Annotated in this window: 17 protein-coding genes, 1 tRNA gene and 1 pseudogene; 3 read left to right on the top strand and 16 right to left on the bottom strand. The window is 73.0% G+C overall.

The window, feature by feature from the left end; genetic code table 11:
* Nucleotides 1–176 precede the first annotated feature (176 nt).
* Nucleotides 177–304, top strand: a pseudogene (locus VKV23_08365) (IS110 family transposase).
* 1542 nt (nt 305–1846) lie between these two features.
* Here the strand turns inward: VKV23_08365 and VKV23_08370 are convergent.
* On the bottom strand, nt 1847–3217 hold the full coding sequence (locus VKV23_08370; protein ID HLI16048.1) for an FAD-dependent oxidoreductase: 1371 nt from the start codon (nt 3215–3217) through the stop codon (nt 1847–1849).
* A gap of 450 nt (nt 3218–3667) precedes the next feature.
* Between VKV23_08370 and VKV23_08375 the strand changes: the two genes are divergently transcribed.
* Nucleotides 3668–3754 (top strand) — tRNA-Leu (locus VKV23_08375).
* A gap of 57 nt (nt 3755–3811) precedes the next feature.
* Here the strand turns inward: VKV23_08375 and VKV23_08380 are convergent.
* The 9 genes from VKV23_08380 to uvrC all read right to left on the bottom strand — a co-directional run bounded on the left by VKV23_08380 (nt 3812) and on the right by uvrC (nt 13463).
* The gene (locus tag VKV23_08380; GenBank protein HLI16049.1) at nt 3812–5629 is read right to left on the bottom strand and encodes an ABC transporter family substrate-binding protein; all 1818 of its coding nucleotides are present in this window, start codon (nt 5627–5629) and stop codon (nt 3812–3814) included.
* The gene (gene secG / locus VKV23_08385) at nt 5620–5850 is read right to left on the bottom strand and encodes a preprotein translocase subunit SecG (GenBank protein HLI16050.1); all 231 of its coding nucleotides are present in this window, start codon (nt 5848–5850) and stop codon (nt 5620–5622) included. Before secG ends, VKV23_08380 begins: the two co-directional genes overlap by 10 nt.
* A gap of 77 nt (nt 5851–5927) precedes the next feature.
* Entirely contained in the window at nt 5928–6701 is a 774-nt protein-coding gene (tpiA, locus tag VKV23_08390) for a triose-phosphate isomerase (GenBank protein ID HLI16051.1), read from the bottom strand.
* On the bottom strand, nt 6698–7879 hold the full coding sequence (locus tag VKV23_08395; protein ID HLI16052.1) for a phosphoglycerate kinase: 1182 nt from the start codon (nt 7877–7879) through the stop codon (nt 6698–6700). The genes tpiA and VKV23_08395 overlap by 4 nt, the downstream gene beginning before the upstream one ends.
* Nucleotides 7876–8895, bottom strand: a complete 1020-nt coding sequence (gene gap, locus VKV23_08400) for a type I glyceraldehyde-3-phosphate dehydrogenase (GenBank protein HLI16053.1) — start codon at nt 8893–8895, stop codon at nt 7876–7878. Before gap ends, VKV23_08395 begins: the two co-directional genes overlap by 4 nt.
* Before the next feature lie 113 nt (nt 8896–9008).
* Complete coding sequence (locus VKV23_08405; protein ID HLI16054.1) at nt 9009–9902, bottom strand: gluconeogenesis factor YvcK family protein; 894 nt, start codon at nt 9900–9902, stop codon at nt 9009–9011.
* Complete coding sequence (gene rapZ / locus VKV23_08410; GenBank protein ID HLI16055.1) at nt 9899–10753, bottom strand: RNase adapter RapZ; 855 nt, start codon at nt 10751–10753, stop codon at nt 9899–9901. The genes VKV23_08405 and rapZ overlap by 4 nt, the downstream gene beginning before the upstream one ends.
* A gap of 14 nt (nt 10754–10767) precedes the next feature.
* Nucleotides 10768–11592, bottom strand: a complete 825-nt coding sequence (locus VKV23_08415; GenBank protein HLI16056.1) for a class I SAM-dependent methyltransferase — start codon at nt 11590–11592, stop codon at nt 10768–10770.
* Nucleotides 11589–13463, bottom strand: a complete 1875-nt coding sequence (gene uvrC / locus VKV23_08420) for an excinuclease ABC subunit UvrC (protein HLI16057.1) — start codon at nt 13461–13463, stop codon at nt 11589–11591. The genes VKV23_08415 and uvrC overlap by 4 nt, the downstream gene beginning before the upstream one ends.
* A 131-nt stretch (nt 13464–13594) precedes the next feature.
* Here uvrC and nadA point away from each other — a divergent pair, with 131 nt between their 5' ends.
* Nucleotides 13595–14740: a quinolinate synthase NadA gene (gene nadA, locus VKV23_08425; protein ID HLI16058.1), complete on the top strand. Its 1146-nt coding sequence runs from the start codon at nt 13595–13597 to the stop codon at nt 14738–14740.
* A 6-nt stretch (nt 14741–14746) separates the two neighbouring features.
* Here the strand turns inward: nadA and VKV23_08430 are convergent, their stop codons facing one another.
* The 6 genes from VKV23_08430 to rpsA form a co-directional block, all read right to left on the bottom strand.
* Nucleotides 14747–15079: a lipopolysaccharide assembly protein LapA domain-containing protein gene (locus VKV23_08430; protein HLI16059.1), complete on the bottom strand. Its 333-nt coding sequence runs from the start codon at nt 15077–15079 to the stop codon at nt 14747–14749.
* Nucleotides 15080–15197: 118 nt separating this feature from the next.
* Nucleotides 15198–15773, bottom strand: coding sequence for a hypothetical protein (locus VKV23_08435; protein HLI16060.1), 576 nt, complete (start codon nt 15771–15773; stop codon nt 15198–15200).
* A 157-nt stretch (nt 15774–15930) separates the two neighbouring features.
* The gene (gene uvrA / locus VKV23_08440) at nt 15931–18756 is read right to left on the bottom strand and encodes an excinuclease ABC subunit UvrA (protein ID HLI16061.1); all 2826 of its coding nucleotides are present in this window, start codon (nt 18754–18756) and stop codon (nt 15931–15933) included.
* Nucleotides 18757–18776: 20 nt separating this feature from the next.
* Nucleotides 18777–20837 carry an excinuclease ABC subunit UvrB gene (gene uvrB / locus VKV23_08445; protein HLI16062.1) on the bottom strand — a complete coding sequence of 687 codons (2061 nt, stop codon included), beginning with the start codon at nt 20835–20837 and terminating at the stop codon, nt 18777–18779.
* 47 nt (nt 20838–20884) lie between these two features.
* Nucleotides 20885–21496 (bottom strand): dephospho-CoA kinase, encoded by a 612-nt coding sequence (gene coaE, locus VKV23_08450; GenBank protein ID HLI16063.1) that lies wholly within the window; start codon nt 21494–21496, stop codon nt 20885–20887.
* Nucleotides 21497–21522: 26 nt separating this feature from the next.
* Nucleotides 21523–22827: a 30S ribosomal protein S1 gene (rpsA, locus tag VKV23_08455; protein ID HLI16064.1), complete on the bottom strand. Its 1305-nt coding sequence runs from the start codon at nt 22825–22827 to the stop codon at nt 21523–21525.
* Nucleotides 22828–22969 lie beyond the last annotated feature (142 nt).

The following is a 22969-nucleotide window of genomic DNA, read 5'->3' on the forward strand; positions in this document are numbered from 1 at the left end:
CCCTTGGTGAACCACGTCCCCGCGCGGGGACCTCAACGGCCGCGCGCGGGGAATTCCGATGGCCACGCGCGGGGAATTCCGATGGCCACGCGCGGAGACTTTCCGTGGCCGCCTATGGGGAGAATGCCATGGCCGCCGTCATCGGCGACGGCATTCGCTCGGCGGACGGCGAAAGGCTCGCCTCGTCGGCCGACCTCGCACCGTGACTCGCGAGTCGGTCAAGTCCCTGCACGGTGAGTTCAAGAGCCGCCGCGGTAATCACCGACTGAAGCACGCCATCTTCCTCGCCGCGTTCGCTGCCCTGCGCACGCCCGGTCGACGCCCTTCTACGACCGAGGACGTTCCGAGGGCAAGCGCACAGCGCGGCGTTGACCTGCCTCGCCCCGGGGGCGCTGCCACGGCCATCGCGGCGATCCGCTGCGGCGAGTTCTACCGGACGAGCACACCCGGGCTCGAGGTCGTCGGCGCCGACCAAGCTGCCTGACTGCGTCGACAAGCCGATGCGGGCACCCCCCGTCGCGGCGCGGATCCGCCCAGTTCCAACCGCCGGCTGCGCGGGTAGAGCAAGTTCGTGCCCGTGACGCGCGCCCCAGAGGTGCCCGACGACCTCTGGCGCGCCACGAGCCGACCGCGCACGAAGCGGGTGGCTTCGAGCCTGCTGCGGACCGTGCCGAGGCTCGATCGCGAGCGCCCCCCGGTGGTCCCCCTCGACAGCTCGCTGCCGGTTCTGCTCCTCAAGATCGGGCGGTACTCGCTGAGCCACGGCTCGCTCGGCGCGCTGCGCTCCCTCGGTCGGGCGGGCGTACCCGTGACCCTCGTCACGGAGAGTCTCCTCGCGCCGGCCTGCCTCTCGCGCTACGCGACCCGCAGGATCCGGTGGCCGACGACGGGCACCGAGCCGACGCGGCTCCTCGTCGACGGACTCGCCGCGCTCGGCCGCCGCCAGGATGCCCGCTCGCTCGTGATCGCCACCGACGACGAGGCCGCAGTCCTCGTCGCCGAGCACAGCCCGGAGCTCGGCGATCTCTTCGTCCTCCCGCCGGTCGCGCCCCGCCTGCCGGGGATGCTCGCGAGCAAACGGGAGTTGTTCGAGCTGTGCGGGGTGCACGGTGTCCCGACGCCGAAGACGGCCTTCCCCCACGCCGCGTCCGACGTCGTCGGAATCGCTCGGGACCTGGAGTTCCCCGTCGTCGTCAAGAGCGTCGAGCCGTGGGTCCGGCTGCAGCACCCGGTGGTTCGGGCCACCACGGTCGTCACGAGCCCAGAGGACCTGCTCGCGCTCGCCCGCGGGCGCGAGGCGTTCCCCGCGCTCGTCCAGGAGCACATCCCGGACTCGGCCAGCCAGGACTGGATCGTCGCCGCCTACTTCGACCGCAGGAGCGAACCCGCCGCGCTCTTCACCGCGCGAAAGCTCCGCTCCTGGCCGCCTCGAGCCGGCGTCACCACCTACGCACAGGTGCGCTCGAACGACGTGCTCGCCGAGACGGCCGCCGCCTTCTGCCGGGGCATCGCGTACCGCGGGATCATCGACATGGACTGGCGCTTCGACGAGCGCGACGGCCAGTACAAGCTGCTCGACGCGAACCCCCGACTTGGAGCCCAGTTCCGTCTCTTCGAGACGGATGTAGGGATCGACGTCGTGCGGGCGATGCACCTCGACCTCTCCGGTCGCGCGGTTCCGTGCGGCCAGCAGATCGAGGGCGAGACGATCATCGTCGAGCACCTCGACGTGCCGGCCCGCCTCCGCTACCGAGCGATCCCGACACGCGAAGCACGAGCCGAACCGGCCGGTCGTCCCCGTCTCACCTGGGCCGCCGCGGACGACCCGCTCCCGGCGGCGGCGGCCCTAGCCTTCGCGCTGGTCGAGTGCGTGCGAGCCCTGCGTCGCCGAGCGCTCCGGCTCGTGCGCGGCGCGCTCGCCCGAGGCTGGCTCGCTCGCAGGCCGGGACCCGCGCAGGTGTGTCCGAGCTGACGCGAGCGACCGGCCGTGCAGTCGTTCCAGCACCCCGCGGGCAAGCGCCGGCGATGCGACGCGCGTGCCACAGACGAACCGGAGCACGGGGCCGAAGGTCGCGGCAGCAGCCAGACCGGTGAAGAAGAGGCCTTCGCGCGACGACTCGAGCGAGCGAGACAGGCGCGGCGAACCGCCGACGCGCCGCAGGCCCCGGCGCAACTCGGGCACGAGGAAGCCCAGGCGATCGAGCTCCACCGCGTAGCCGGTCGCCGCGAGGACGTGGTCGACCTCCAGGACCTCCTCGCCCCCGGGGCGCTCCAGGACGAGCCGAACGGTGCCGTCCCCTCGTGTCGCCGCACGCACGCGCGCAGACAGGTGGAGGCTGATGCGCTCGGAGAAGCGACGCCGGAGCCACCAGCCGCCAGACGGCCCGAGCACCCGCCGCACGAGCTCGACGCGCAGCGCTGCCGGCAGATGGCGGAACAGCGGCGCGCCCTTCGCCGCCGCGACGAGGGACCAGCCGGGTCCGAGCGGAGAGGCGGGCTTGCGGATCCGTTCCAGCACCGAGCGAGCCTCCGAAGGCGGCGAGCCCCACGAGATCCGCGGCGCGCGCGCCACCAGGTGGACGGTCGCGCCGGCCTCGATCAGCAGCACCGCCGACTCGAGGGCCGACTGGCCAGCGCCGACGACGGCGACGCGCTGGCCGGCGAGCACCCCGAGGTCGCTGTGCTCCGAGGAGTGGGAGAGCTGTCCGCCGAGGTCGGCACCGTCGAGCTCGCCCGGCACGTGCCGGAAGGGGCTGAAGCCGCACGCGAGGACGACCGCCCGCGTGCGGACGAGCTCTCCGGTGCCGAGCTCGAGCACGAAGCCTCCCCGTGCCGGCGCGACCTGCCGCACCTCGACTCGCTCGACATCCGGCACGAGGTGCTCCTGGAACCAGCAGCCGTAGTCGACGAAGAGCTCGAGCGCGACCGGCGTCAGCTCCGTCAGCGGCTCAAGCCCCCGGCCTGCGCAGAAGTCCTCGAGCGCGAACCCTCGGCACGGAGCGTCGAGACTGGACGCCGCCGGAGCTGACTTCAGGAACATGCCGCGAGGCATGTGCTCCACCCAGGCAGACATCGGCACGCCGAGGACGCGGGGCTCCAGACCGAGTGCGCGCAGGTGCGCGGCAGCCGATAGCCCGTAGGGACCCGCTCCGACGACGACGACGTCGCAGTCCTGCGCGCTCGGACCCAACGCGGCGTGGTCCCGACCTGCCTGCAACGGTGTCCCTCCCTCCGACTGTCGTTGGTGCGTGCTTCGCGCCGAGTGCAGCGTGCTCCTCGTGCCGTGTGGCGTGGAACTGCCCGGTGCGGCCACCTCCGCAAACCGGGCGCGACCCCGGCGTCCGCGACGACGTCTGTCGGGTCGAGTTCGGAGGCCCGCACCACCAGCCCAGACGGGCGATGCGCCCACAGCGCCAGCCCTCGCTCGCCACGGCGCTCGACCCCACGCGAGCCGCTGTCGCTAGGACCGGTCGGGCCCGGTGGTCCGGCAGCCAAACGGTGCACTCGACCCGACCAGCCTCCTGGCGCAGCGTCTCGCCGGCTGTACTCGCCGGAGGCGGCACCAGCACTCGAGTCCGGGCCGTCAGCCACACCCGCACGCGCCCCGCGTGCCCGCCGAACGACCGCGCTAATCTTCAGTGCCTCGCTCGGCGGACTCGTTGCCGACGTCGGAGTGGCGGAATAGGCAGACGCGCTAGCTTGAGGGGCTAGTGCCCGCAAGGGCGTGGGGGTTCAAGTCCCCCCTCCGACACCAACGCTTCACAGGTACAACGTCCGGTCACGACGTCCGGGCGCTCCCCGTCGCAGGTGCTCAGCCCGACGAGCTCGGCGCGGTCGTCGGCACGGTCGGCGGAGGATTCAGCTGGATCGCCCACTGATCCGCGTTCCAGAGCGGTCCGGCCCACGTCTGCGTGGTGCTCACGTTGACGACGTCGACCCGGGTGACGAGGGTCATCGGGACCTGGAAGAGCGGGAGCGTCGGCATGTCGGCCCACAGCTGCGTGTCGATCTCGTTGTACAGGCCCGCCGCGGCCGTCGCGTTCAGCTCACCCGCCGCCTCGTTGAAGAGCGCGTCCACGGCTGGGTTGTCGTAGCCGAGCACGTCCGCGGTGACCGATCCCGTGGCGACGGCGTCAGGCTCACCGACCGTCCCCGTCGACGCCGCGGGGGACGCGGCGCCTGGCGCGCTCGAGGACGCGGCCGGCGACGCGCCCACCGGCGCCGTGTACAGACGCGCCATCGCCGACGGGTAGGGCGACAGGGTGTAGGGGGCGAGCGCCAGCTCGTAGGAGCCCGCCGGGAGGATCGTCGCGAGGAGCGCAGCCTCGGGCACGTCGCGGATCCGCACGACGATGCCGACCTGGAGGAGCTGGGCCTGGATCTCGGCGGCGACGGACGCCATGACCCTGCTGCCGCTCGGGACCGTCAGGTCGAGCACGAGGCGGCGGTGGCTCGGCGTCATCACGTAGCCGTCGGCGTCCTGGGCGTAGCCGACCTTGGCGAGGAGCGCGGCAGCCTCGGCGAGGTAGGCCGAGGCGTACGCGCTGTCGTTGCCCTGGCTGCCTGGCGCCCCGGCCAGGGTGATGCGATTGCCGCTCGTCGTCCCGAAGGTGGTGTCGAGTCCGATCGTATTGGCGACGAGCTCGTGGCGGTCGATCGCCTTGGCGATCGCCTGGCGGACGTCGACCGACCCGAGGACGGGGTTCGCCACGTTGAAGACGAGCTGCCACAGCGTCGGAGCGAGCGCCGCGGAGCCGACGAGGTCCGAGCTCGTCTCGAGCAGCCGGGTGACAGCCGGTCCCGACGGGACCTCTGCGACGTCGACACGGCCCGACCGCAGAGCAGCGAGCGTGGCCCGCTCGCCGTGCACCACTCGGAAGATGATCCGGTCGAGCCGGGGCTTCGGACCGAAGTAACGGGGATTGCGGTCGAGCACGAGCTCGCGCCCCGGAACGACCCTCGCCACCTCGAAGGGCCCGCCCGAGATGACCCGGCGTGGATCGAAGCCCTGGAAGGCACGTGACCACCCGAAGCGTCGCGCGATGTGGGCGGGAATGAGGTTGGCAAACAGGCCCTCCCAGTCAGCGAAGGGCGTCTTGAACACCACCGTCACCGTCCTGCCGCCGTTCGATCCGGTGACCGACTCGATGTCCTGGTAGCCGCGCAGCAGGTCGCCGGGGGGCAGCTGAGCGCCCATCGCCAGGTGCTCCCGCCAGTTGTAGATGAAGTCCTCGGCGGTGATCGGGACCCCGTCGGACCAGCGGGCTGCCGGGTTGATCGTGTAGACCACGGTCTCGGGGCTCACACCGGTCGTCTCCGCCTGAGCGAGCAGCCCTCCCCCCCCGCCGGCGAGGATCACGTTGCCGGACGGGTTCACGACGAACGGCTGCGGCCAGACCTGCGCCATCACCTCGGTCGTGACCGCGTTCGCGCCGGCCGGCGCCGAGGGGTTGAAGTTCGTCGGCAGCCGGGAGACCGCGACGGTCACCGTGCCGCCCTGGGCGAGGACGAGCGGCCCCTGGTCGGCGGACTTCGTCGTCACGGGGGCGGTCGCGCCAGCACGCCCGCACGAAGCGAGGCCGAGACCGACGAGGACGAGCGCGAGGGCAGAGCGGCGGCTCAGCCCCACCGCAAGCCGATGATGATGGTCGTGAACGCGAAGACGATGGCGATCGTGATCGTCAGGCGGTCGAGGTTCCGCTCGGCGACCGTCGACCCCGCCGCCGCGCTCCCGATGCTCGAGCCGAACATGTCCGACAGGCCGCCGCCGCGACCAGAGTGCAGCAGGATGAGGATGACGAGGGCGAACGAACAGACGGCCTCGATCCCGACGAGGATGTCCGTGAGCACCGAATGCGACCTCCCGAGGCTGCGGCCCGGCGAAGCCGGAGGTTAGCAGGGCACCTCGGCGGATCGGCGCCGCGCCCTCAGGCGCCGGCGCGGCAGATCGCGGCGAACCCCGTGGCGTCGAGGCTCGCCCCGCCGACGAGGAGCCCGTCCACGTCCTTCGCCGCGAGCAGGTCCGCCGCGTTCTCCGATGTGACCGACCCCCCGTACTGGATGCGGGTGGCCTCGGCCGCGCTCCCTGCCAGCCGTGCGAGCTCGGCCCGGATCGCGGCGCACATCTCCGCGGCGTCGTCGGGCGTCGCCGTGTGCCCGGTGCCGATCGCCCAGATCGGCTCGTAGGCGACGACGGCCTCGGCCACGACGGCCGCGGGCCGGCCGACGAAGGCCGCCTCGACCTGGTGGCGGACCTTGTCGAGAGCGATGCCGGCCTGCCGCTCCTCGAGCGACTCACCGACGCACACGATCGGGCGCATCCCGTGCCGCACGATCGCGTCGACCTTCCGCCGCACGACTTCGTCGGTCTCGCCGGCATACGCACGGCGCTCGGAGTGTCCGGCGAGCACGTAGGTCACGTTCAGCTTCGCGAGCATCTCGGCGCTCACCTCGCCGGTGAACGCGCCGCGGTCCTCGTAGTGGCAGGTCTGCGCGCCGAGCTGGACGGGAATCCGGTCGGTCTCCACCGCCGTCTGGACCGTGCGCAGCGACGTGAACGGCGGGTGCAGGCTCACCTCCCGACCGGCCGGGAGCCCTCCCGCTCGCAGGAGGGCGGCGAGCTCCTGCACGAGCTTCAGCGCCTCGAAGTGGTTGCCGTTCATCTTCCAGTTCCCGCTCACGAGGATGGTGCGGCCCGTCACCGCCCGCCTCCGGCACGCAGCCCACGCGACGCTCGCAGCGCCGCGAGCCCGGGAAGGTCGCCGTGCTCGAGGAGCTCGAGCGACGCTCCCCCGCCGGTCGACACGTGGCCGATGCGCGGCGCGAGCCCGAAGCGGTCGAGCGCGGCGACCGAGTCCCCCCCGCCCACCACGGTGAAGCCCGGACAGTCGGCGACGGCCTCCGCGAGCGCCCTCGTCCCCGCGGCGAAGCGGGCGTCCTCGAAGACGCCGGCAGGACCGTTCCACAGGACGGTGCGCGCGGCGAGGATCACCTCCCGGTAGCGCGCGCGAGTCGCCGGACCGATGTCGACGCCCTGGAAGCCGTCGGGGATGTCCCCCCCGACGACGCGCACCTCACCGGGATCGGCGGCGGCGCCGGCGTCGTCGTCGGGGTGGAGCGCGCCGCCGGGGCCGAGGACCACGTGGTCGAGCGGCAGCAGCACCTCGACCCCGCTGGCGAGGAGGTCGGAGCAGGCGGCCAGGCTGCGCTCGTCGAGCAGCGACGAGCCGACGCGGCGGCCGCGCGCGGCGAGGAACGTGTAGCTCATACCGCCGCACACGACGAGGGCGTCCACCCGGCCAGCGAGGGACCGCAGCACGCCCAGCTTGTCGGCCACCTTCGCCCCTCCGATCACGGCGACGAAGGGCCGCTCGGCGCCCTCGAGGAGCGTCCCGAGGACCTCCACCTCGCGGGCCAGCAGGCGCCCCCCGGCCGATGGCAGGCGGGATGGTGGCCCCACGATGGAGGCGTGCGACCGGTGGCACGCGCCGAACGCGTCGTTGACGAAGTAGTCGTGACCGGCGACGAGGCGGTCGACGAAGGCCGGGTCGCCGGCCTCCTCGCCTGGGTCGAAGCGGAGGTTCTCACCGAGGGCCACCCCGGGGGCGAGCTCTGCCAGGCGCGCCCGCACCGGCGCCAGGCTGAAGCGTTCGTCGGGTCGGCCGTGCGGCCGGCCGAGGTGGGACACCACCGTGACGCGGGCGCCGCGCTCGGTGAGCCACCCGAGGGTCGGGAGCGTCGCCCGGATGCGGAAGTCGTCGACGACCCGCCGCGTGCCGTCGGGGTTCTCGGCGAGCGGCACGTTGTAGTCGGCGCGTACGAGGACCGACGCGCCCTCGACCGGCGGCAGGTCCTCGAGGACAGGGACCGAGAGCCTCACGCCGCGCCGACGATCGAGGCCAGGTCGACGAGGCGCGACGAGTAGCCCCACTCGTTGTCGTACCAGCCGAAGACCTTGACGAGGGTGCGGTCATCGCCGATCGGCAACGTCATCGTGAGCTCGGCGTCGAAGACGCACGACGCCGCCGAGCCGACGATGTCGCTCGAGACCAACGGGTCCGGCGAGTACTCGAGGACCCTCGCGAGCGGTCCCGACGCGGCTGCCTTGGCGAAGGCCTCGTTCACCGTGGCGGCGTCGACGGCGGCGCGCACGATGGCGGTGAAGTCGGTGATCGACCCGTCGGGCACCGGGACGCGCAGGGAGGTCCCGTCGAGGCGTCCCTTCATCGCCGACAGGACGAGCGAGGTGGCTCGCGCTGCGCCGGTCGTCGAGGGCACGATGTTCACCGCCGCGGCGCGCGCCCGCCGGAGGTTGTCCCGGCCGAGGTCGAGCAGCTCCTGGTCGTTGGTGTAGGCGTGGACCGTCGTCATGAGCCCCTGGTCGACCCCGAACGCGTCGTCGAGGACCTTGACCATCGGCACGAAGCAGTTCGTCGTGCACGACGCGTTCGACACGACGACGTGGCGCTCGGGGTCGAAGGTGTCGTCGTTCACGCCCACGACGAAGGTGGCGTCCGCGTCGCTGCAGGGAGCCGAGACGATGACGCGGCGTGCTCCCCCGTCGAGGTGGCCGGCTGCGGCCTCCCGCTTCGTGAAGCGGCCGGTCGACTCGATGACGACGTCGACGTCGTGGCGTGCCCAGGGCACCGCCGACGGCTCGCGCTCGGCGTAGACCGCGATGGGCGCGCCGCCCACGATGAGGCGGCCGTCGGCCACCTCGACCGGCACGCCGAGCCGCCCGTGGGTCGAGTCGTAGCGGAGCAGGTGGGCGTTGACCTCGGGACGCAGCAGGTCGTTCAACGCGACGACCTCGACATCCGTCCTCGCCGCGAGCACGGCGCGCAGGAAGTTGCGCCCGATCCGGCCGAACCCGTTGATGCCGACCCGCACCGCCATAGCCATCACCGTCCCACGACGACGCCCGCCGGCGTGAGCCACGCGGCCCGCCTGGCGAGGGAGAGGACACTCTCGCTCAGCACCCTACCGGCCCGCAACTGCGTCGCCGGTGCTCAGGCGATGGCAGCCTCGAGCGCGGCGGCCAGGCGCCCGGCGTCGTGCGCGAGGCCGTCGCCGGACGCGAGGCGCGCCGCGTGGACGCGGATCCCGGGCGGGACCTCGCCGAGCGCGATCGCCGAGGGGTCCGCGACGACGACGTCGGGCACGACGCCGTGGTCGATGAGGGCGGCGACGTGGCGAGCGACGTCGAACCCGGCCGTCTCCGGGCACTGCTCCCGCAGGTTCGAGACGTAGACGCGCCTCGCTCGCGCCTGGGCGAGCGCCCGCGCCGTCTCGCGTGGGGCGAGGGCGGCGAGCACGCTCGTGAACAGCGAACCCGGGCCGATGACGATCGCCTCCGCCGCCTCGATCGCCTCGAGGACCGCGGCGGGGACGGCGGCATCGGCCGGCAGCAGCGAGACCCGCCGCACCCCGCTCGCCCCCATGATCGCCACCTGCCCCACGAGCTCGCCCCCGGCCGCCTCGGCCCGCAGCACGACGGGCACGGCCGTCGCCGGCAGGACCCGCCCCACGGCCCCGACGAGCCGACCGGCCTCGTCGACGGCGCGCACGAAGTCGCCGGTCGACGCCGCCAGCGCCGCCAGCAGCAGGTTCCCGAAGGCATGCCCGTCGAGGCCGCCGCCGCTGAAGCGGTGCTCGAGCGCGGCGCCGAGCACGGACGAGGGCGCCGAGAGGGCGGCGAGGCACTTGCGGACGTCGCCCGGCGCTGGCAGGCCGGTCGCCTCGCGCAGGCGCCCGCTCGAGCCTCCGTCGTCGGCGACGGAGGCGACCGCGGTGATGTGCCCGGCGAAGCGCCGGAGCGCGAGCAGGGTGCGGGCGAGCCCGTGGCCCCCGCCGATCGCCACGACGCGCGGCCCGCCGTGCGAGAGGGGGTCGCCACCGCTCATCGGGCGATGTCGCGGTGGTGCACCGTGGGCCGGAAGCCGTGCTCGGCGATGCGCGCCGCGATCTCCTCGGCGATCACGACGCTGCGGTGTCGGCCGCCCGTGCAGCCGATCGCGATCGACAGGTAGGACTTGCCCTCCTTGGCGTAGGCGGGGAGGAGGAAGGCGAGGAGGTCGTCGAGCTTCGCGAGGAAGGCCTTCGCCTCCTCCTGGCCGAGCACGTAGTCGCGCACCGGCGTCTCGAGCCCCGTGAGCGGGCGCAGCTCGTCGACCCAGTGCGGGTTCGGCAGGAACCGGCAGTCCAGGACGAGGTCGACGTCGAGGGGGATCCCGTGCTTGAACCCGAAGGACACGACGGCCGTCTCCATCATGCCCGCCGCCTCGCTCGAGGCGAAGAGCTCGACGAGCCGGGCCCGCAGGTCGTTCACGTTCATCTCGCTCGTGTCGATCACGACATCGGCCGCGTCGCGCAGCTCCGCGAGCAGGGCGCGCTCGGCGGCGATGGCGGCGAGGACGGTGTCCGCCTCGACCGGGTGGCGCCGGCGCGTCCCCTCGAAGCGCCGGACGAGCACCTCGTCGGACGCGTCGAGGAAGAGGAGCCGCACGCGCGCGCCGCCCGCCCGCAGGCGCGACAGCTCGGGACCGAGCTCGCTCAAGGTCTCCGCCCCGCCGCGCCCGGCGACGAAGCAGAAGCGGTCGAGCTCCGAGCCCGGGTGGCTGGCGAGCTCCACGACCTTTCCGATCAGCGCCGGCGGCAGGTTGTCGATGACGAACCAGCCGAGGTCCTCGAGCGTCGCTCCCGCGCTCGAGCGCCCTGCTCCCGAGAGGCCCGTGACGATCAGGTACTCGGCCATCGGCGTCGACCTCCTCACCGCATCTTCGCGCCGGCCCGCCGCCCGACGCGCCGTCCGGTGCGCAGGGCCGGCCGGTGCTCGAAGCGCATCGCGAGGAGCCGCGGGATGGCCGCCTCGAGCTCCGGGGCGACCGACGTGGCGAGGAACGCCGCGAGGGGGCGGGGCTCGAGCATCCTCGTGCACAGCAGGTCGTGCTCGGCGAGCGGGTTGAGGTAGCGCGAGAGGGGCCGGTGCGCGAAGGGGATCGCCACGCCGGGGTCGACCTCCTCCACGGTGACGGCCTCGGCGAGGTAGGGGCCGACGCGCCAGTAGCGCTCGCCGAGGATCTGGTCGTCGACGAGGCCGCTGCCCGTGCCCTGGTAGAGGGGGTGGTTCACGAGGAGCAGGAAGGTCCCGCCCGGGGCGAGCACCCGCGCGACCTCACCGAGGAGGGCGTCCCCGTCCTCGACGTGCTCGATGGCGAGGCTGCAGAGGATCCCGTCGAAGCTGGCGGCGGCGAAGGGGAGCAGCTCGCCGGCGGCCTGCACGTAGGCGACGGGGCCACCCGCGGCCCGAGCGTTGGCGAGCTGCGCCCGGGAGGGGTCGACGCCGACGAGCTCGGGTCCGTCGAGCACGGCGGCGAGGTGGCGGGCCACCTGGCCCTCGCCGCAGCCGACGTCGAGGATGCGCCGGCACCCCGCCATCTCCCGGGCGACGAGGGGGAGGATCTCGAGCTCGTACTCGACGTCCGCGCCACCGGTGAACGTCGCCTTCCACCACGTCGCGTAGCCGTCCCAGATGGCGCCCGAGGCGGCACCCGGTGCCGGCTGCCACGTCGCACCGGGACCCGGGACCGTCACGTCGCCACCGTGGCGCGCCGCGCTGCACCCGGGTGGAGGTGCTCGAAGAGGGCACGCGCTACCTGGTCGGGGAGCCAGCCGAGCTCGAGCAGCTCGGCGAGCGTGGCGGCCCGGACGGCGCTGAGCGAGCCGAGCTCGCGCACGAGGCGCGCCCGGCGGACCGGTCCGAGCCCCGGGACGCCGTCGAGGGTGCTCTCGGTCATGCGGCGAGCGCGCAGCGTACGGTGGTAGCCGAGGGCGAAGCGGTGGGCCTCGTCGCGCACCTGCTGGAGCAGGTAGATCGCCTCGCTGTCCCGGGGGATGCGCACCGGCTCCGGACGCCCGGGCAGGTGCACCTCCTCGAAGGCCTTCGCCAGCGCGGCGAGGGCGACGCGGCCCTCGAGCCCCAGCTCGGCGAGGACGCGCTCGCCCACCCCGAGCTGGCCGCGGCCGCCGTCGAGCAGGATGAGGTGCGGTCGGTACGCGAAGCGGCGGGGCCGCCCGTCGCGCTCGCGCCTCGCCTCCTCGTCGAGGCGGCGCAGCCGTCGGGTCAGCACCTCGTGCATCGCGGCGTAGTCGTCGTTGCCGCGCACCGCGACCTTGAAGCGCCGGTAGTCGCTCCGCTTGGGGAGCCCGTCCTCCATCACGACCATCGACCCGACGTAGTCGCTGCCCTGGAGGTGGCTCATGTCGTAGCACTCGATGCGCAGCGGCGCCTCCGGCAGCCCGAGGTAGGCCTGCAGCTCCTCGAGCGCCTTGGCGCGGGCCGCGAGGTCGCTCGCCCGCCTCGTCCGGTGGCGCTGCAGCTGCTCCGCGGCGTTCGCCGTGGCCACCTCGAGCAGCGCCCGCTTGCGGCCGCGCCGGGGCACGCGGATCGTCACCTTCGCCCCGCGGCGTTCGCCGAGCCACGCCGCGTAGGTGGCCGCGTCGTCGGGCTCGCAGGCGACGAGCACCTCGCGCGCGACGCCGAGCGGCGTCTCGGCGTAGTGCTGCTCGAGCACCCTCGCCGCGAGGGCGGCCGAGCCGAGCGGCTCGACCTTCTCGAGGACGAAGCCCTGGCGCCCCACCACCCGGCCGCGCCGCACGTGGAGCACCTGCACGGCGGCCTCGAGATCGTCGTCGACGATCCCGACGACGTCGAGGTCCTCGTCCGACGCGGCCACCATCTCCTGGCGCTCGCTCGCGAGGCGCACGGAGGCCAGCTGGTCGCGAAGGCGCGCCGCGCGCTCGAACTCGAGGGCCTCGGCCGCCGCGAGCATCTCGGCCTCGAGGCGCTCGACGACCGGGGCGGTGTCCCCCTCGAGGAAGGACATCAGCTCCTCGAGGTGCGTGCGGTAGGTGGCCTCGTCGACGGCCCCGATGCACGGTGCCGAGCAGCGCTCGATGTGGAAGAGCAGGCACGGGCGACCGAGGCGCTCGTGGCGGCGGAACTTCGTGTCGGTGCAGGTCCGGACGGGGAACGAGCGCAGGAGCAGGTCGAGCGTCTCGCGGATCGCGTAGGCATGGGCGTAGGGTCCGAAGTAGCGCGTGCCGCGCCGCTTCGCGCCGCGCAGGACGACGGCGCGCGGCCAGCGCTCGTCCACGGTCACGGCGAGGTAGGGGTAGCTCTTGTCGTCGACGAGGCGGACGTTGAAGCGGGGCCGGTGCTGCTTGATGAGGTTGTACTCGAGCATGATCGCCTCGACGTCGGAGCGGACCTGGATCCACTCCACCGACGCCGCCCGCTCGAGCATCTGCAGCGTGCGCGGGTGCAGCTGCTGGGGATCCCCGAAGTAGGTGGCGAGGCGCGCGCGAAGCGAGCGCGCCTTGCCCACGTAGATCACCCGCCCCTCGGCGTCCTTGAACTGGTAGGAGCCGGGGGCGTCCGGTACGTCTGCCGGGCGCTCGAGCACTATTGTGGAGGCTAGGCCGGCCTGGTACCCCGGCCGAACAGATCAGGCTTCGTGGCCGACAACCCCGCGGATGGGCGACCAGGCTGTCCCCGCCGGCCGTGAGCGGAGCTGCCAACAGATAGCGAGGCCCCATGGTCCGTCTGCAGGCCCGCCTCCCACAGCGCTACGTCGATGCGAGCCCGGAGGAGCTCGCCGGCTGGATCGGCCAGGCACGCGCCGCGCTCGGCGACCGCCTGTGCATCCTCGGCCACCACTACCAGCGGGACGAGGTGATGGTCTGGGCCGACGCACGGGGGGACTCGTTCGGGCTCTCCCGCTTCGCCGCCGCCCACCAGGACGCGGAGTTCGTCGTCTTCTGCGGCGTCCACTTCATGGCCGAGGCGGCCGACATCCTCACCGCGCCCCACCAGAAGGTCATCCTCCCCGACTTGAACGCGGGGTGCTCGATGGCCGACATGGCCGACCTCGAGGCGGTCGAGACCGCCTGGGAGGAGGTCGGCGAGGTCGTCGACATCGAGGCGGTCGTGCCGATCACCTACATCAACTCCTCGGCGGCGCTGAAGGCCTTCGTCGGCCGCCACGGGGGCGCGGTGTGCACCTCGTCGAACGCGCGAGCCGTGCTCCGCTACGCCCTCGGCGTCGGTCCGGACGTCCCGGCCGGGTCCGACCTCGCCGAGGCCGTGCGCCGGGCCGGCCGCAAGGTCCTCTTCTTCCCGGACCAGCACCTCGGGCGCAACACCGGCTTCCAGCTCGGCTTCGACGAGACCGACATGGCGGTGTGGGACCCCCGCCGAGAGCTGGGCGGCCTCGACGAGGCGTCCGTCAAGGAGGCGACGCTCCTGCTGTGGAAAGGTCACTGCTCGGTCCACCAGCGCTTCCGCCCCGAGCACGTCGCCGCCTTCCGCCAGGAGCACCCCGAGGGCCTCGTCGTCGTCCACCCGGAGTGCGCGCGCGAGGTGGTCGTCCTCGCCGACGCCGTCGGCTCCACGGACTTCATCATCCGCTACGTCGGCGAGGCGCCCCCCGGCGCGACGATCGCGGTCGGAACCGAGATCCACCTCGTGCACCGCCTCGCGGCGGAGCACCCCCACCTCGCCGTCACCTCCCTCGATCCGCTCGTCTGCCCGTGCTCGACGATGTTCCGGATCGACGCGAAGCACCTCGCCTGGGTGCTCGACGGCCTCCTCGAGGGCGAGGTGCGGAACCAGATCGTCGTCGACGAGGGCACCGCGCGCGACGCCAGGCTGGCGCTCGAGCGGATGCTGGCCATCACCTAGGCCCCCTCACGCGCCCTGGGCGGCGCGCCGGCTGCGGCGGTGGCGCAGGCGCAGCTGCACGATCCGGGCCGCGCCGACGAGCACGACGAAGAGCCCGCCGACCACGGCCGCGGCGAGGAGCGCGACGCCGAGCGGGAGGTGGCCGTGCGCACCGAAGAACGACACCTTGACGTGCTGGCCGTTCTCCAGGATGAACACGATGAGCACGGCGAGGATCACGAGAGTCGCGACGATCGCCACCCACAGGGCGCTCGTGCGCGTCCGCGCCGGCGGCTCGGGTGCCGACGAGGCCTCGGGCCTCGACGTCGGCGCCGGTCCGCTCGGCTGCTCGGTCGTCATGGCGGCCTCCTTACCGTCCCCTCCGTCCGGGCCGAGGCGCAATCCCGGCTCAGCGCGGTCGGCGCGCTGCGGACCCTGCGCGCACGCTAACACCGGCCCCCGCAGCGCCCGCGAGCGCTCAGGCGCGAAGGCGCGCGAGGGGAACCGCCCCCCGAGGGGGCACGACGACGACGCGCTCGCCCCAGCGGCTGAAGCGCTCGACGGCCCGCCAGCCCGGAGCGACCATGACGGCGCGCTCGAGGCGCGCCGCGCCGAAGCGAGCGACGACGAGCGTCACCGTCGAGGCCCGCCCGACTCGCTCCGTCACCACGACGACGGCACGGCGGCCGAGGCGGCCGGCCCGCGCCGTCGCGCTCGTGGCCGCACCCGGCAGGAACAGGTGCGCGAACTGGCCCCGCAGGAGCGTGGACGCCGCGAGGCGGGCGAGAGGACGGCTCGGCCGTTCGAGCTCGACCCAGCGGCCGTGGGCTGCGGCGGCATCCGCGGCGGCCAGGTCGCAGGTCTCCTCCAGCCCGAGGGCGTTCCCCTGGCACCAGGCACCGCTCGGTGCGAGGCGCGCCTGCGCGACGGCGCGCAGCCCGCGCGCCGTGACGACCTCTCGCTCGAGGGCGCGCGAGCGAGCGGCATCGATGGTGACCGTGAGGCGGACCGTGACGCCGCCGAGGGTGCTGACGGCGTGAGCGATGACGCGCACTCCCGCGGCCCGGACGGCTGCGGCCCTCGCGCGCCGTGCCACGGCGGCCGGCGGCAGGCCAGCGAGATCGGACGGGCGCGAGGCGACGCTCGGCGCCGCCACGAGCACGGCTGCGGCGCCTGCCGCCGCACGCCAGCGCCGACGACCGGCCACGGCCTCAGGCAAGCACGCGGCCGAGGAACCGGCCCGTGTGGCTCGCCGCCGACCTCGCCACTACCTCCGGCGGCCCCTCGGCGACCACCCTGCCGCCGCCCTCGCCGCCTTCCGGCCCGAGGTCGATGATCCAGTCGGCCGACTTGATGACGTCCAGGTTGTGCTCGATCACGATCACGGTGTTGCCCTGGTCGACGAGGCGCTGCACGACGAGCAGGAGCTTGCGCACGTCCTCGAAGTGCAGGCCCGTCGTCGGCTCGTCGAGGATGTAGAGGGTCCGCCCCGTCGCCCGCTTGGAGAGCTCGGCGGCGAGCTTCACCCGCTGGGCCTCGCCGCCGGAGAGCGTGGGGGCGCTCTGGCCGAGGCGGACGTAGCCGAGGCCGACGTCGACGAGCGTGCGCAGGTGGCGGGCGATGACGGGCTGGGCCGAGAAGAGCTCGAGCGCCTCCTCGCACGAGAGCTCCAAGACGTCCGCGATGGAGCGGCCTCGCCACAAGACCTCGAGGGTGTCCCGGTTGTAGCGGGCGCCCTTGCACACCTCGCACGGCACGTAGACGTCCGGGAGGAAGTGCATCTCGATCTTGATCGTCCCGTCCCCCGCGCAGGCCTCGCAGCGACCGCCCGCCACGTTGAAGGAGAAGCGACCGGGTAGGTAGCCACGCACCTTGGCCTCGGGCGTCTGCGCGAAGAGCCGACGGATGTGGTCGAAGACACCCGTGTAGGTCGCCGGGTTCGAGCGAGGCGTGCGGCCGATCGGCGACTGGTCGATGTCGATCACCTTGTCGAGGAGCTCGGCGCCCTCGAGCGCACGGTGCCTGCCGGGCGTCGTGCGCGAGCGGTTGAGCACCTGGGCGAGCGCCCGGTGCAAGATGTCGTTCACGAGCGTCGACTTGCCGGACCCGGACACCCCGGTCACGGCGACGAAGCACCCGAGCGGGAAGGCGACGTCGATGTCCCGCAGGTTGTGCTCGCGAGCGCCGCGCACGACGACGTGCCCGTTGTCGGGCGGGCGACGCCTCGGCGGGACGGGGATCGCGCGCGTCCCCGCGAGGTAGGCCCCGGTGATGGACGCCTCGCACCCGATCAGCCCCTTCACGGGGCCGGAGTAGACGATCTCGCCGCCGTGCTCGCCCGCGCCCGGTCCGATGTCGACGACGTGGTCGGCGACGCGGATCGTCTCCTCGTCGTGCTCGACGACGATGACGGTGTTGCCGAGGTCCCGCAGTCGCTCGAGCGTCTCGATCAGACGCCGGTTGTCTCGCTGGTGCAGACCGATCGAGGGCTCGTCGAGGACGTACAGCACGCCGACGAGGCCGCTGCCGATCTGGCTCGCGAGGCGGATCCGCTGCGCCTCCCCGCCCGCCAGGCTCGCCGCGGAACGGTCGAGGGTGAGGTAGTCGAGGCCGACGTCGACGAGGAAGCGCAGCCGCGCCCGGATCTCCTTCAGCACGCGCTCGGCGATGAGCTGCTCGCGCGGGCTGAGCTCGAGCTCCCCGAGCACGCCGAGGGCCCGGCCGATCGGCAGCGCGGTCAGCTCGGCGATGCCGAGCCCCCCGACCGTGACCGCCCGGGCGGTCGCGCTGAGCCGGGTGCCCTCGCAGGCGGGGCACGGCACCTCGCGCATGTAGGCGGCGATCTGCTCCCGCTGGAACTCGGACTCGGCCTCGGCGTGGCGGCGCTGCAGCCACGGCACGACGCCCTCGAAGGGCGTCTCGTACTCGCGCAAGGTCCCGAAGCGGTTGCGGTACGAGACGCGCACGCGCCGCTTGCCCGAGCCGTAGAGGACCACGTTGCGCTGCGCCTTCGTGAGCTTGGCGAAGGGCGTCCGCACGTCGAAGCCGAACGCCTCCGCGACAGCTCGCAGCACACGCGCGAAGTACTCGGTGCGCGCGCCCGCCCAGGGGGCGATGGCGCCCTGCGCGATCGAGCGGTCCGGGTCCGGCACGACGAGCTCGGGGTCGACCTCGTAGCGGGTCCCGAGGCCGGCGCACTGGGGGCACGCGCCGTAGGGGGAGTTGAAGGAGAAGCTGCGCGGCGCGAGCTCCTCGAAGGACAGGCCGCACTCGGCGCAGGCGAGGTGCTGGGAGAAGGTGAGCAGCTCGTCGGTGTCGACGAGCTGGATCGCCGCCGTCCCCTCCGCCAGACGCAACGCCGTCTCGATCGAGTCCGTCAGGCGCCGAGCGATCGAGCCGCGGCGCACCAGCCGGTCGACGACGACCTCGATCGTGTGCTGCTCGTAGCGGGCGAGCGAGCGCTCGCGCCGCTCGGCCAGCTCCACGACCTCCCCGTCGATGCGCACTCGCGCGAACCCCTGTCGCGCCAGGTCCTCGAGGAGCGCGTCGTACTCGCCCTTGCGGCCTCGCACGACCGGGGCGAGGACGAGGAAGCGGGTCCCCTCGGGCAGGTCGAGCACGCGGTCGACGATCTGCTGCGGGCTCTGGCGCGTCACCGGCCGGCCGCAGCTCGGGCAGTGGAGCTGGCCGATGCGCGCGTACAGCAGGCGCAGGTAGTCGTAGATCTCCGTCACGGTGCCGACGGTCGAGCGCGGGTTGCGCGAGGCGGACTTCTGGTCGATCGAGATCGCGGGCGAGAGGCCTTCGATGAAGTCGACGTCGGGCTTGTCCATCTGCCCGAGGAACTGGCGCGCGTAGGCCGAGAGCGACTCGACGTAGCGCCGCTGGCCCTCGGCGTAGATCGTGTCGAAGGCGAGCGACGACTTGCCGGAGCCCGAGAGCCCGGTGAAGACGATGAGCTTGTCGCGCGGCAGCTCGAGCGAGACGTCCTTCAGGTTGTGCTCGCGCGCCCCGCGCACGACGAGGGTGCCGGACATCGCCCGAGGATACCGGTCGCTCAGCCCACTTCTCGCAGCTCGCGCCGCAGCGAGCGGATCTCGTCCCGGAGGCGGGCCGCGTACTCGAAGCGCAGCTGCCTCGCCGCGTCGGCCATCTCCGCCTCGAGCGCGGCGATGAGCCGCTCGAGCTCGTCGCCGGCGAGCTCGCCGGGTCGCTGCCCGAGGCCGGCCCCGACCCGCTCGGCGGCGCGCCGCCCCGCTCGCCGCTGGCGCTCGCTGCGCCTGCCGCCCGACACGCCCTCGGGGTCGCCCCCGCCTGCAGCCGCGCGGAACTGGGCGACGAGGTCGGTCACCGCCTTGCGGATCGTCTGCGGGTCGATGCCGTGCTCGGCGTTGTACGCCTGCTGGCGGGCACGGCGGCGCTCGGTCTCGGCGATGGCCTGCCGCATCGAGTCCGTGATGACGTCGGCGTAGAGCACGACTCGTCCCGACACGTTGCGCGCGGCGCGCCCCATCGTCTGGATGAGCGAGGTCGAGGAGCGGAGGAAGCCCTCCTTGTCGGCGTCGAGGATGGCGACGAGCGAGACCTCGGGCAGGTCGAGGCCTTCGCGCAGCAGGTTGATGCCGACGAGCACGTCGAACTCCCCGAGGCGCAGGTCTCGCACGATCTCGATGCGCTCGATGGTGTCGATGTTCGAGTGCAGGTACCGCACGCGCAGCCCCATGCCGAGCAGGTAGTCGGTGAGGTCCTCGGCCATCTTCTTCGTGAGCGTCGTGACGAGCGTCCGCTCGCCGCGCGCGGTCACCGCCTCGATCTCGGCGATGAGGTCGTCGATCTGTCGCTTCGTCGGCTTGACGACCACCTCGGGGTCGACGAGACCCGTCGGGCGCACGATCTGCTCGACGACCTGGCTCGACACCGAGAGCTCGTAGTCGGAGGGGGTCGCCGACATGAAGATGCACTGGTTGATGCGCGCCTCGAGCTCCTCGAAGCGCAGCGGGCGGTTGTCGAGCGCGGAGGGCAGGCGGAAGCCGTGCTCGACGAGCACCTCCTTGCGCGACCGGTCGCCGGCGAACTGGCCGTGCAGCTGGGGAACGGTGACGTGGCTCTCGTCGATGACGAGGAGCCAGTCCTCGGGGAAGTAGTCGAGGAGGGTGTACGGCGGCTGCCCAGGGGCGCGCCCGTCGAGGTGACGGCTGTAGTTCTCGACGCCGCTGCAGGTGCCGACCTCGGCGAGCATCTCGAGGTCGTGCTCGGTGCGCATCCGGAGCCGCTGCGCCTCGAGCAGCTTGCCGGCCGCCTCGAGCTCGGCGAGGCGCTCGCCGAGCTCCGCCTCGATCGACGCCAGCGCGCGTCGCAGCCGCTCGTCACCCGCCACGTAGTGGCTCGCCGGGAAGACGACGAGCTCCCCGAGCTCGCCGAGCACCTCGCCGGTCAGCGCGTCGAAGCGGGTGATGCGCTCGACCTCGTCGCCGAACAGCTCGATGCGCACCGACGTCTCCTCGTAGGCAGGGTGCACCTCGATCGTGTCGCCGCGCACGCGGAAGCGCCCGCGCACGAGGTTGGTGTCGTTGCGCTCGTAGTGCATCTCGACGAGCTGGGCGAGGATCTCGCGCTGGGGGTGCTCCTCCCCCTGCCGCAGCACGAGGATCCGCCCCTCGTACTCCTCGGGCGAGCCGAGGCCGTAGATGCACGACACCGAGGCGACGACGACGACGTCGCGCCGGGTGAGCAGGCTCGCGGTCGTCGAGTGGCGGAGCCGGTCGATCTCGTCGTTGATGGAGGAGTCCTTCTCGATGTAGGTGTCGGTCTGCGGCAGGTAGGCCTCGGGCTGGTAGTAGTCGTAGTAGGAGACGAAGTACTCGACGCGGTTGTCCGGCAGCAGCTCGCGGAACTCCCCGGCGAGCTGCGCGGCGAGGGACTTGTTCGGAGCGATCACGAGCGTCGGACGCTGGGCGCGCTCGATCGTCCAGGCGATCGTCGCCGACTTGCCGCTCCCGGTGATGCCGAGCAGCGTCTGGTAGCGGTCGCCCCGCGCCAGCCCCTCGGCGAGCGCCGCAATCGCCTTCGGCTGGTCGCCGGCCGGAGCGAACCCCGAGACGACGCGGAAGGGGGGCATCGCCGCCATCGTACCGGGGCGGCGGGCGCCAGCCGGGCGGGCCGAGGCTACCCGGCGGACCCGGCGCGCAGGCCTTCGATCCAGCGCCAGGCGTTCTGCGCCATCTCGGCCAGCTCGGCCTGCGTCCCGACGTTCAAGATGACGAAGTCCGCCGCCCGCAGGCGCGCCGCGCGCGGGGCCTGCGCGCGGACGCGGCGCCACGCCTCCTCCGGCGTCATCGACCGGCTCGCCACGAGGCGCTCGACCGCGAGCTCGGGCGGCACGTCGACGACGAGGACCCCGTCGATCGGGTAGCGGTCGACCCCGGTCTCGACGAGGAGGGGGACGACGAGCACGACGACGGCGTCGCTCGGCGCGAGCTCGTCGAGGCGACGGCGGATCTCGGCCTCGACGAGCGGGTGCACGATCGCCTCGAGGTCCGCTCGCGCCGCGTCGTCGGCGAAGACGATCTCGGCGAGGGCGGCCCGATCGACCGTCCCGCCGGGCACCACCTCCTCGCCGAAGCGCTCGGCGACGGCGCGCGCGCCCGGCGAGCCCGGGGCGAGCGCCGCTCGCGCCAGCTCGTCGGCATCGACGACGAGCGCGCCGCGGCGGGCGAGCAGGCTCGCCACGGTCGACTTCCCCGATCCGATGCCACCGGTGAGCCCGACGACGACCACCGGGCCCGCTGCCTCGGCCCGGCGCCTCAGCGCGCCTCGGCCGCTCCGTCGGCGCCCTCGGAGGGCTCGTCGCTGGCGGCGAAGTCGGCCCACGCCGCCTGCGCCTCGGTCTCGGGGGTGAACTCGGTCGAGGAGTAGTCGTAGCCGCCGATGTAGTTGCCCTCGGCGTCGTAGGCGTGCTGGCCGAACGCCTCCCGGTACTCCTCGGCCACCTCGCCTCCCTCGGCGGCCTGCTTGATCGACAGGCTGATCCGGCGCCGCTGCAGGTCGATGTCGATGATCTTCACCCACAGCTCCTCGCCCGGCGTGACGACCTGCTCGGGGAGGTCGACGTGGTGGCTCGCCATCTCCGAGATGTGGACGAGGCCCTCGATGCCGTCGCCCACCTGCACGAAGGCACCGAAGGGCACGAGCTTCGTGATGCGCCCGTAGACGAGCTCGCCGACCCGGTGCGCGGCGGCGAACTCCTGCCAGGGATCCGACTGCGTCGCCTTCAGGGAGAGGCTGATCCGCTCCTTCTCGAGGTCGACGTCGAGCACCTGGACGGTGACCTCGTCGCCGACCGAGACGACCGAGGACGGGTGGTCGACGTGCTTCCACGACAGCTCCGACACGTGGACGAGCCCGTCCATCCCGCCGAGGTCGACGAAGGCGCCGAAGTTCACGACCGAGGAGACGACGCCCTTGCGGATCTCGCCCGGCTTCAGGTTGATGAGGAACTCGCCGCGCTGCTCCTTCTGCGTCTCCTCGAGCCAGGCGCGCCGCGACAGGACGACGTTGTTCCGGTTCTTGTCGAGCTCGATGATCTTCGCCTCGAGCACCTTGCCGACGTACGGCTGCAGGTCCCGCACCCGGCGCAGCTCGACGAGCGAGGCGGGCAGGAACCCGCGCAGCCCGATGTCGAGGATGAGGCCGCCTTTCACCACCTCGATGACCGGGCCGCGCACGACGCCGTTCGTCTCCTTCAGGCGCTCGATCTCCCCCCAGGCCCGCTCGTACTGGGCGCGCTTCTTCGACAGGATGAGCCGGCCTTCCTTGTCCTCCTTCTGCAGCACGAGCGCCTCGATCGTGTCGCCCACCGAGACGACCTCGTGGGGGTCCACGTCGTGGCGGATCGAGAGCTCCCGGGCCGGGATGACGCCCTCGGACTTGTAGCCGATGTCGAGGAGGACCTCGTCCTTGTCCACCTTCACGACCGTCCCCGTCACGATGTCGCCGTCGTCGAACTCGACGATCGTCCGGGCGATGGCCTCGTCGAGCGTGAGCCCGGCGAGGTCGTCCTCGGTGACCTGGCGCGGCGTGTACACGCCCTCGGCGTCGAAGGTTCCCATCGGCGCGGGCGAGGTACCGGCGGCGGGGATCGTTGTGGAGGTATCAGACATGCTGGGACGTCGCTTTCGGGGGACGTGGCCCGAGCGCCGGCAGGTGCGCCCGGAGGGCTTCCAATGTCACAAGTCTAGGGCCGGCCGGCGG

This window comes from Acidimicrobiales bacterium (genome assembly GCA_035294085.1).
In the GTDB taxonomy this organism is placed as follows: domain Bacteria; phylum Actinomycetota; class Acidimicrobiia; order Acidimicrobiales; family Bog-793; genus DATGLP01.